Origin of the sequence: Acinetobacter sp. YH12117 (genome assembly GCF_013418865.1) — a bacterium.
Lineage (GTDB): Bacteria > Pseudomonadota > Gammaproteobacteria > Pseudomonadales > Moraxellaceae > Acinetobacter > Acinetobacter indicus.
In genome coordinates this window covers 1-9,001 of record NZ_VPBF01000063.1, presented here as the reverse complement: position 1 = coordinate 9,001, position 9,001 = coordinate 1, and the positions used below count along the sequence as shown (strand labels likewise).

Sequence of the window (9,001 nt, the reverse complement as noted above, 5' to 3'; positions counted from 1 at the left end):
AGTATGGGAATGTGAATGCGGAAGTGTAAATCAACGCGATTTAAACTCCGCCAAGAACATACTTGCGCTTGGGCATAAGCGTCTAGCAGTAGGAATCACCCTCCTTTCAGGTGGGTGAGGATGTCAAAGTAAAATCAATGGGCTGATGTTTGGGAGTCGGGTAATGAAAAGAATGCAAGCAGGTGTATGGTTGGGCATTGGGTTGTCTGCCATCTCGACATTGTCGCTGGCCGATACCAATCGCTGGGCCAGTTATCAGGGCGTGGAGCGAAAATCGCATGCGCAACATTATCCACAGCATCGCCCGTCTTATCCGCAGCACAGGCCGCCACAATATTATCCACCACGTCCGCATTGGGGCCATCAACCGGTACGTCCGGGCATTAGTATTCAATATCAGGCGCCCACCACCATTTACCAGAATTCGCAAAGTTATAGCTGGGTCAATGGTGATCCGAATGTGGCCCAGATTGAAAGCAGCACGCAGACCATCATTACCGACTGGCGCCGTTTAGGTTTGCCAGCTCCGCCAAATGGCAGCTACTGGATTTATGAAAATGGCCGTTATATTTTGGTGCCGAACCGTTAGATCATCTGGAGCGCTCAAGCGCTAAGGAAAACTATTTGAACCAAACTGATGATCTGGTGAATCTTCACTTAAAAATCAGCGCGCCGTGGTAGTATCTAGGCGCGCTTTTTTGTGCTTCAGATTTGAATGATGGACGTGATTTTGGTGTTTAGGCCAGTTCATCATCTTCCGGGCGTGGGGTCTTGCCTTGTGGCAACGGTTTTTCGCTGTGTTTATCCCGAATTACCGATGGATAATTCCAGGAAGCAAAACGTACCACCAGAATGGCAAAGGCCAGAATCAGAATCGAACCGGTAATAATCACCAGGTCAATATCCGCTTTATGGTCGTGCTGGATATCGGAAATCAGCAGCCGGGTCAGGGCGGTAATGGCAATATAAATCAGGAAGCGTACTGGCATGTGGTTGGTTTTAAAGTAAATGCCCACCATGGCACCGAGTTCCAGATAAATGAACAGCAGTAAAATATCATCAATCGTGGCATATTGTTTGACGGTCAGAATATCGACCACGGTATGGCCGGCTGACCAGATCACCATACAGCCAATCACGAACAGGGCAATATAGTGAAAACCTTCTACGGCCAGATTACCCAGCCGGTCGAGGAGGGTTTCTATTTTTTCTATAGTATGACTGTAAGATTGTGTGGTAATCCCCCCTAAAAATAATAGGATCTAAAAGTAGAATTTTCTCTTAAGATACGAGCAGGAGATTCTGCATGAAAACATCTAAATTTACTGACAGTCAGATCATGTCCATCTTGAAACAGGCAGAATCTGGCACACCTGTAGCGACCCTTTGCCGTGAACACGGCATGAGTAATGCTACCTTTTATAAATGGCGTGCCAAATATGGTGGTATGGATACATCATTAATGGCTCGACTGAAAGAGCTAGAAGCCGAAAATACCAGACTTAAAAAGATGTATGCGGAAGAGCGATTAAAGGCCGAAATCATCCAGGAAGCGATGGCAAAAAAGTGGTAAAGCCATCTTGCCGGCGTAAGATGGCACAACAGGCAGTTGCCCAGCATGCCATTAGTATTCGTTTGGCTTGTAAAGCATTTGGCATTAGTGAAACCTGCTACCGCTATCAAGCCAAACTCAGCGATGACAATGCACTCATTGCTGAACAGCTCATTGAACTCACTGAGGAAAATTCCGACTGGGGCTTTGGTTTGTGCTTCTCGTATTTACGGCATGTTGAGAGTTGCTGCTGGAATCACAAGCGGGTTTACCGCATTTACTGTGAGTTGGCACTGAATCTGCGTATTAAACCGAGAAGAAGACTAAAACGGCATGCGCCTGAACCATTGAAGGAACCAATCCGAGAAAATCAGGTTTGGTCATTAGATTTTATGCATGATCAGCTTTCCGATGGTCGCAAGTTTCGATTATTGAATGTGATTGATGATTACCGCCGCGAAGGCCTAGCCATTGAAGCAGGGTTCTCATTGCCCACAATCAGGGTTATTCGTACGTTGAATCAATTGCTGGAGTGGAGAGAAAAACCGTTAGTGATCCGATGCGATAATGGTCCCGAATTTATCAGTCACGAATTTGTGCGCTGGGCTACTGAGCATGGTATTCGTATTGAATATATTCAACCGGGTAAGCCACAGCAGAATGCGTATATTGAACGTTATAATCGGACTATACGTTATAGCTGGCTAAGCAAGCATCTATTTGACACACTGGAAGAAGTACAAGATTATGCAACGAGTTGGCTGTGGCATTACAACTATGAAAGACCACACCAAGCAAACAAAGGAAGGCCACCTCTAATGGCTGCTTAACCTCTACTTTTAACTTCGGTTATTTATGGGAGGATTACCTTTCTTATAAGGCATAGATTCAAGAATTTCTTTAATAACTGTTGGGTCCACTACATTCTCGTACATAGTATTAAAAGTATGTTTCTCATCTTCAGTGGTTTGAGCATTAACAATAGCTTTCAACTTTTGCTTATAGTCAGCATGACCTGCTTGATACATGGCAGCGTAACTCGACCAGAGAATATATTGCTTTTGTGGATTATCATTACTTAATTTTTCGTATTGTGCCTGATACAGCTTAGCTGCTTTTTCATAACATTTATTAATTTGATTGGTTGGCTTTTGTAATTTTCTTTGAATCAAACATTGGGTTTCTTGAATGCTTGCTGTGCTATCTAAAGCAAGAATTTTTGTTGCCAAAGCATTGGCTTCATTTAAATAACCTAATTGAAGTAGCACTTTTAATTTTAACTTTTGGACTTGCGTACTTGAATCATTGTCATCTGGAAACTTCTTTAGAAGCTTTTCCAGTTTTGCTTGTGTAGATATAATGTCCGCTTCAGTCTGGAGAGAGTTCATAATTTCATTGAACTCTGCTACAAGTGGTTTTAATACTTCTTGCTGGTTATCAGATTTCTCGCTCTGCACTTGGGCGATTTGGGTTGTACTATTTGGGTTATTACACGCAGCAAATGCGACACTTAATAATAGAATCGTTAATAGCTTATTCATAACTTTTTATACCTTGCGCGCTGCAGAATTTAAGGAAAACTTATATTTTTTTATAGGAGGCATTGGATGCACAGAACCCACGGTATCTGAAATTACTGCGGTATATCCGAGTTCAAGTTCTACATCAACAAGCTGCAAATTTGGTTCTGGCAATTTGATAGTGCAACTTCCTAAAGGGGCCTTATTTTTATCTGTTGGCCAATACCCTTTATCATTTTTTAACTTGGCTCTGGTAATCTCTTTCCCCTCTCTTGAAACTATAGCGGTCCCAAAAGGATAAACAGTTCCCTTGTGGCTCAATGGAGCTGCATTAATAACTACACTTAAAAATAGTTCCTTGCCTTGAACTTTGTAGTTTAGAAAATAGCTTACAGCTCCATCCAAGGGTGTTACTCCTTCATCACCTAAAAGAACAGCTTTATGGCTAATGTAGACATCAGTTTTATACTGCTCAATGTAATAGTTTTCATATTTTTCTTCTCTAAAACTATTAGTAGTCTGCTGTTTTTGTGACATTGGAGCAGATGAGGATTTTGCACCCGATGATGCTGCACCACCATTGTCTTGAACAACTAAGTTTTGTTGAGGCAATAATTTGCAACCGCATGAAAGGGAATCATTAACACGAGCAGCGGCTTTGCCGAAGATCTGCATGTTTGGATCACCAGAGATAATTGTTGCGACAACTTTATGTGTTGGGCAGGTAGCTTTATCACCGACACAAGCAACAGCAATACCGTCAATTAGAAACATACTGTTTCCAGAAATTACTTTTCCACCGCCAGTTGTAGGACAGCCTATTGTTATATATGGGGTTGCCAATTCTATTCCTTTTTATTTCCATGATGGCAAAAGCATAGCAAAGTGAGAATAGACAATACTGTTTATTTTTATTGTTCTAAATAGGTGGCGTATGCTATCAATAATAATGAATGTGGATATTTGTGTAAAAGTCCTCTAAGGAGGGTTTTACCTTGTTCCATCTTTAAGTTCAGCCAATATTTGAATCAAAAACTGTTCAGTATAAAATTTTTGGCAATTTTCTAACGAATTCATTAGTCTGTGATACTGCTGCATATATATGGAGTTTATACAAGTATCATCTTTTTCTTTAATCTCTAAAGGTAAAATTTTCTTCATCTCTAAAAAGAATGAGTCTAATATTTCATTCATTTGCTTGAGAGGAATGGCTCTATTACTATTGAAATAAAGATCAAATTCATTAAGGATAGATTTTAGTGTATAAAAACTTCTATTAAACTCAATTGCTGCTCTTTGATTTTTCTCAAGATTTATACTAGTGATTTTTAGTCTAGTATCTAGATCGGAATGGCTTTGTTGCATAAATATGTAAGCATCTGATTTAAATAAATTTAATTTTGGATCAAAAAATAATCAAAACTTCTAAAATCATATAGTTATGAAATCTTTGTGCAACAAAGCCCTGTTGAATTGCAAAATACAGCATTGTGGTACAAGTAGATGCAACTTTAATTATGATTAACTGTTTGAAAATGCAAGATAAAGAAACCGAATGCAACCATTAACAATCACAGCTAGACTGTCAGGATTCTACTTTTTCTACTTTGGGATGCCGTGCTGTCATATGCTCCTCCTGATGATGATGCTGAATGAATGAGACAAATTCATGCAAAAACTGTGCACAACTACAGGAAAAGTGGTGTAAAAACAGCAGGAAAAATGGATGCTATAAAAAACGCCTGACAGTGCAGGCGTTTTGAGAGATAAAAGGCTTAAGCCTGATGAGTGAAATAATCTTCCGAGAATTTCATGATCACATCAGAACCGGCTTTGATACGGGTAATCCGCATTTCCAGCTCTGGCAGAATACGTTGTACAAAGTACAGACCCAGCGCCAGTTTGTTCTGATAGAACTCACCCTGTTTGGCCTGTGCTGCTTGGGCAATACGGGCAAACATATAGGCAAAGCTGAGCAGGCCAACCGCGTGTAAATAATCGACCGCTGCCGCATTCGGGAATTCCGCATTTTCAGACGCCGCATTCAGAATGTATTGCGTTACCGATTCGACTTCTGTGGCTGCATCTAAGGTCGCATCTTTAATGAAGTTCAGATCGGCATCTAACTGGTTGGCAAAGTCACGGATTTCAGCAATATATTCTGCAATATAGGCGCCCTGACATTTAATGGTTTTACGGCCAATTAAATCTTGCGACTGGACGCCATTGGTACCTTCGTAAATTTGCGCAATACGTAAATCACGTACACATTGCTCCATGCCCCATTCACGGATATAGCCATGACCACCGAAGCACATTTGCGCATCCAATGTTGCCTGGAAAGCGGTATCGGTTAAATAGGCTTTGGCAATAGGCGTTAGCAGCGCCACACGGTCATTGGCTTTTTTCACCGCGTCTGCATCAGTCGAGAATTTGGTGATGTCCAGCTGTTGGCCGACATAGACTGCAAAGGCACGTGATGCTTCGTTGTTGGCACGCACATTCAAGAGCATACGACGTACATCGCCATGTACTAAAATGCTGTCAGCCGGTTTGTTTGGTGATTGTACACCTGAAGCGCTGCGGCCCTGTAAACGGTCAGTCGCATATTGTGCTGCATTCTGGTAAGCAAATTCAGAGGCGCCTAAACCCTGAATACCCATTGACAGACGTTCATAGTTCATCATCACGAACATGGCTGCCAGGCCTTCGTTTTCTTTACCGACCAGATAGCCTTTGGCACCATCAAAGTTCATGACACACGTGGCAGAGGCTTTAATCCCCATTTTGTGTTCGATAGAGCCTGGGCCAACCGGGTTACGTTCACCGAGTGAACCATCGGCATTGACCAGGAATTTCGGTACGATAAACAGCGAAATACCGCGTGAACCGGCAGGTGCATCTGGGGTTTTGGCCAGTACTAAGTGAATGATGTTTTCAGCCAGGTCATGGTCACCACCGGTAATAAAGATTTTGGTCCCGGTAATGTTATAGCTGCCATCTTCGTTGCGTTCCGCTTTGGTTTTAATAATGCCCAAATCGGTACCGGCATGTGGTTCAGTCAGACACATGGTGCCAGACCATTCACCTGAATAAATTTTTGGTAAATAGGTTTCTTTCTGTTCCTGAGAAGCATAGCTGCTCAGCGCCATGCCCGCACCAACCGACAGCAGTGGATACAGCATGAATGACGGGTTGGTGGCAAAAATCATTTCATCCGACAGAACGGTCAGCATTTTTGGCATGCCTTGACCGCCCCATTCTTCATCGGCACCCAGGCCAATCCAGCCGCCTTCGGCATATTGCTTGAATGCTTCTTTAAAACCGGCCGGTGTAGTTACGCTGCCATTGTTATATTGGGCACCTTCTTCATCACCAGTGCGGTTTAAGGGCAGGGTAACGTTCTGGGTAAATTTGGCCATTTCTTCAAGAATGGCTTCTGCGGTTGCAGCATCGAGGTGGGCGAGATTTTCGTTATTTTGCCAGAATTGTTCTGCTTGGAAGACATCATTCAGGATGAATTTCATATCGGCAAGCGGTGCGTTATAAATTGGCATAGTTCATTTCACCTGTTTCTTGTTTATTCATAGTGATCAGGTCAGTCTAAACGATGAGATTTCAATTGATTAGACGACGAAAGGTTAATATAGCGCGATAAATAGAGAAAAAGGACCGCCAACAGCTGGCCGTCCTTTTTACATCCATTACAAGTTACTACACATCACGTGCATTAGAAGGCGAAGTGTTCAGCATCAAGCGCCATCAATGGATCCAGGCCAGTCGCAATCACGTCAACATGCGAGCGTACACGTGGCAAGATTTTCTTGAAGTAGAAACGTGCAGTCGTCACTTTAGCATTGTAGAAGTCTACATCGGTAGTACCCGCAGCCAAGGCTTCTTGTGCAACCAGTGCCATACGTGCCCATAGATAAGCCAGTGTCACATAGCCAGAGAAGTAGAGGTAATCGACTGCCGCAGCACCGACTTCTTCAGGATTTTGCATCGCACGCATACCAATTTGCATGGTCAGGTCGCCCCATTCTTTGTTCAGTGCGGCCAGCGGTTCAACAAACTCTTTCATGCCGGCATTGTCTTTGTTGGCTTCTGCGAATTTGTGAATGATCTTGGTGAAGTCTTTCAACATCGCGCCTTGCGTACCCAGAACCTTACGGCCAAGCAGGTCAAGTGCCTGAATTTCAGTAGTACCTTCGTACAGGCAAGAAATACGCGTATCACGTACAATCTGCTCCATACCGTGCTCGGAAATAAAGCCGTGACCACCGAACACCTGCACACCGTGTTTTGCGGCTTCTGAACCGGTTTCGGTCAGGAAGGCTTTGGCAATTGGTGTCAATAAAGACAGGATGTTGTCGGCAAATTTACGGTCTTCTTCCTCAGCAGCCTGCTCAACCACGTCTGCATATTGAGCCAATAGATAAACCAGCGCACGGCCACCTTCAGCAAATGCTTTCTGGGTCAACAGCATGTTACGTACTGCTGGATGCACAATGATCGGATCGGCTTCTTTTTCTGGCGCTTTCGGACCAGACAGTGAACGCATGGCCAGACGGTCTTTTGCATACGCCAAAGCGCCCTGGAATGAAGATTCAGATGCAGACAGACCTTGTACTGCAGTACCGATACGCGCCGTGTTCATGAAAGTGAACATACAGTTCAGACCACGGTTTTCAGGTCCAATCAAGTAACCTTTGGCGTTGTCAAAGTTAATCACGCAAGTCGCGTTACCGTGAATCCCCATTTTGTGTTCGATCGAGCCACAACGCACAGCATTACGCTCACCGATTGAACCATCAGCATTCAGGTTGAATTTCGGTACGATGAACAGTGAAATACCTTTGGTGCCTTTCGGTGCACCTGGTAAACGTGCCAGAACGATATGGATGATGTTCTCGGCCATGTCGTGCTCACCAGCAGAGATAAAGATTTTCTCGCCAGAGATCGCATAGCTGCCATCCGCATTTGGTTCCGCTTTGGTACGGATAATGCCGAGGTCAGAACCGGCATGAGACTCGGTCAGACACATGGTTCCGGTCCAGACACCTGATACCAGATTTGGCAGATAGGTATCTTTTTGTTCTTGCGAACCGTGGTGCTCAAGGGTACGTACTGCACCATGAGACAGACCCGGATACATGCCCCAAGCCCAGTTTGCGGTACCGACCATTTCAGAAATGGTAATGCCCAGAGAGTTTGGTAAACCCTGACCGCCGTACTGTTCTTCAGCAGATAAAGACGGGAAACCCAGTTCGATATATTTTTGATACGCTTCTTTAAAGCCAGTCGGCGTGGTGACTACACCATCGTTCCAGGTACAGCCTTCGCGGTCGCCCACCTGGTTTAAAGGAGATAATTCATTTTCACAGAAGTCTGCAGCAGCTTCTAAATATTGGTCAACCAACTCACGGCTTACGTTTCCAGAGAATGCAGGGAGTTTTGCATAATGTTCTTCAGCATTTAATAATTCATGCAAAACAAATTGCATATCACGTAGTGGCGCTTTGTATTGTGGCATATCGGGTTCCTCAATACTGGTTTAACCAGCGGTTATAATCCTAAATCAGTGAGTTCACGCGCCTTCACAGGCGCATCTTGAATGTTTTAATCGTGCAACATCTTCTAATTGGGTACAAGCATTTCAACGGCTTTTCTTGGTGACTGTAAAGTCAAAGATTTTTAACTTGAAATAGCTAAGTGTATTGAGTGTAAACAGATTTATCGGTATAGGAAGTGGACAAATAGTCAAAAACGTAAACAGATATGTCCAATAAAAAAGGCGCACCATGCCACTGCTGTCCCATAGTTTGCTTTAAATAAAAAAACCTGAGTCCTAACAGTTAAAATATGAGTGCAAACAAACACTTTAACGACCAGGATTCAGGTTTTGTCACATCAGAATACCGTATTTCAT

The 9,001-nt window shown here is 43.4% G+C and carries 8 protein-coding genes and 1 pseudogene; 3 read left to right on the top strand and 6 right to left on the bottom strand.

Translation table 11 applies throughout. From position 1 onward, the window contains the following. A pseudogene (locus FTU55_RS15025) lies at window positions 1–118 on the top strand (RNA-guided endonuclease TnpB family protein); the annotation flags it as partial. Window positions 119–163: 45 nt separating this feature from the next. Further along, on the top strand, window positions 164–589 hold the full coding sequence (locus tag FTU55_RS14280; protein WP_180047410.1) for an RcnB family protein: 426 nt from the start codon (window positions 164–166) through the stop codon (window positions 587–589). 148 nt (window positions 590–737) lie between these two features. Here the strand turns inward: FTU55_RS14280 and FTU55_RS14275 are convergent, their stop codons facing one another. Then, window positions 738–1,214: a phosphate-starvation-inducible protein PsiE gene (locus FTU55_RS14275; protein WP_075167451.1), complete on the bottom strand. Its 477-nt coding sequence runs from the start codon at window positions 1,212–1,214 to the stop codon at window positions 738–740. A gap of 92 nt (window positions 1,215–1,306) precedes the next feature. On the opposite strand from FTU55_RS14275, the gene FTU55_RS14270 reads away from it, so the two are divergent. Then, a protein-coding gene (locus FTU55_RS14270) for an IS3 family transposase (RefSeq protein ID WP_104495355.1) occupies window positions 1,307–2,382 on the top strand; the annotation gives its coding sequence in 2 pieces (ribosomal slippage) (window positions 1,307–1,559 and window positions 1,559–2,382; 1,077 coding nt in all). Between the two features lie 9 nt (window positions 2,383–2,391). Here FTU55_RS14270 and FTU55_RS14265 read toward each other — a convergent pair. From FTU55_RS14265 to FTU55_RS14245, 5 genes are all read right to left on the bottom strand, one after another. Then, window positions 2,392–3,093, bottom strand: coding sequence for a hypothetical protein (locus FTU55_RS14265; RefSeq protein ID WP_075167448.1), 702 nt, complete (start codon window positions 3,091–3,093; stop codon window positions 2,392–2,394). A gap of 6 nt (window positions 3,094–3,099) precedes the next feature. After that, window positions 3,100–3,915 carry a PAAR domain-containing protein gene (locus tag FTU55_RS14260; RefSeq protein ID WP_075167447.1) on the bottom strand — a complete coding sequence of 272 codons (816 nt, stop codon included), beginning with the start codon at window positions 3,913–3,915 and terminating at the stop codon, window positions 3,100–3,102. A gap of 147 nt (window positions 3,916–4,062) precedes the next feature. Further along, window positions 4,063–4,437: a hypothetical protein gene (locus tag FTU55_RS14255; RefSeq protein ID WP_075168332.1), complete on the bottom strand. Its 375-nt coding sequence runs from the start codon at window positions 4,435–4,437 to the stop codon at window positions 4,063–4,065. Between the two features lie 410 nt (window positions 4,438–4,847). Continuing rightward, window positions 4,848–6,629 (bottom strand): acyl-CoA dehydrogenase C-terminal domain-containing protein, encoded by a 1,782-nt coding sequence (locus tag FTU55_RS14250; protein ID WP_075168331.1) that lies wholly within the window; start codon window positions 6,627–6,629, stop codon window positions 4,848–4,850. A 173-nt stretch (window positions 6,630–6,802) separates the two neighbouring features. Beyond that, window positions 6,803–8,605, bottom strand: coding sequence for an acyl-CoA dehydrogenase C-terminal domain-containing protein (locus tag FTU55_RS14245; protein ID WP_075168330.1), 1,803 nt, complete (start codon window positions 8,603–8,605; stop codon window positions 6,803–6,805). Between the last annotated feature and the right edge of the window lie 396 nt (window positions 8,606–9,001).

Excerpts from the sequence above, each read along its gene's own strand:
- FTU55_RS14280 (WP_180047410.1), top strand. The coding sequence starts at position 164 with ATGAAAAGAATGCAAGCAGGTGTATGGTTGGGCATTGGGTTGTCTGCC.
- FTU55_RS14265 (WP_075167448.1), bottom strand. The coding sequence starts at position 3,093 with ATGAATAAGCTATTAACGATTCTATTATTAAGTGTCGCATTTGCTGCG.
- FTU55_RS14255 (WP_075168332.1), bottom strand. The coding sequence starts at position 4,437 with ATGCAACAAAGCCATTCCGATCTAGATACTAGACTAAAAATCACTAGT.
- FTU55_RS14250 (WP_075168331.1), bottom strand. The coding sequence starts at position 6,629 with ATGCCAATTTATAACGCACCGCTTGCCGATATGAAATTCATCCTGAAT.
- FTU55_RS14245 (WP_075168330.1), bottom strand. The coding sequence starts at position 8,605 with ATGCCACAATACAAAGCGCCACTACGTGATATGCAATTTGTTTTGCAT.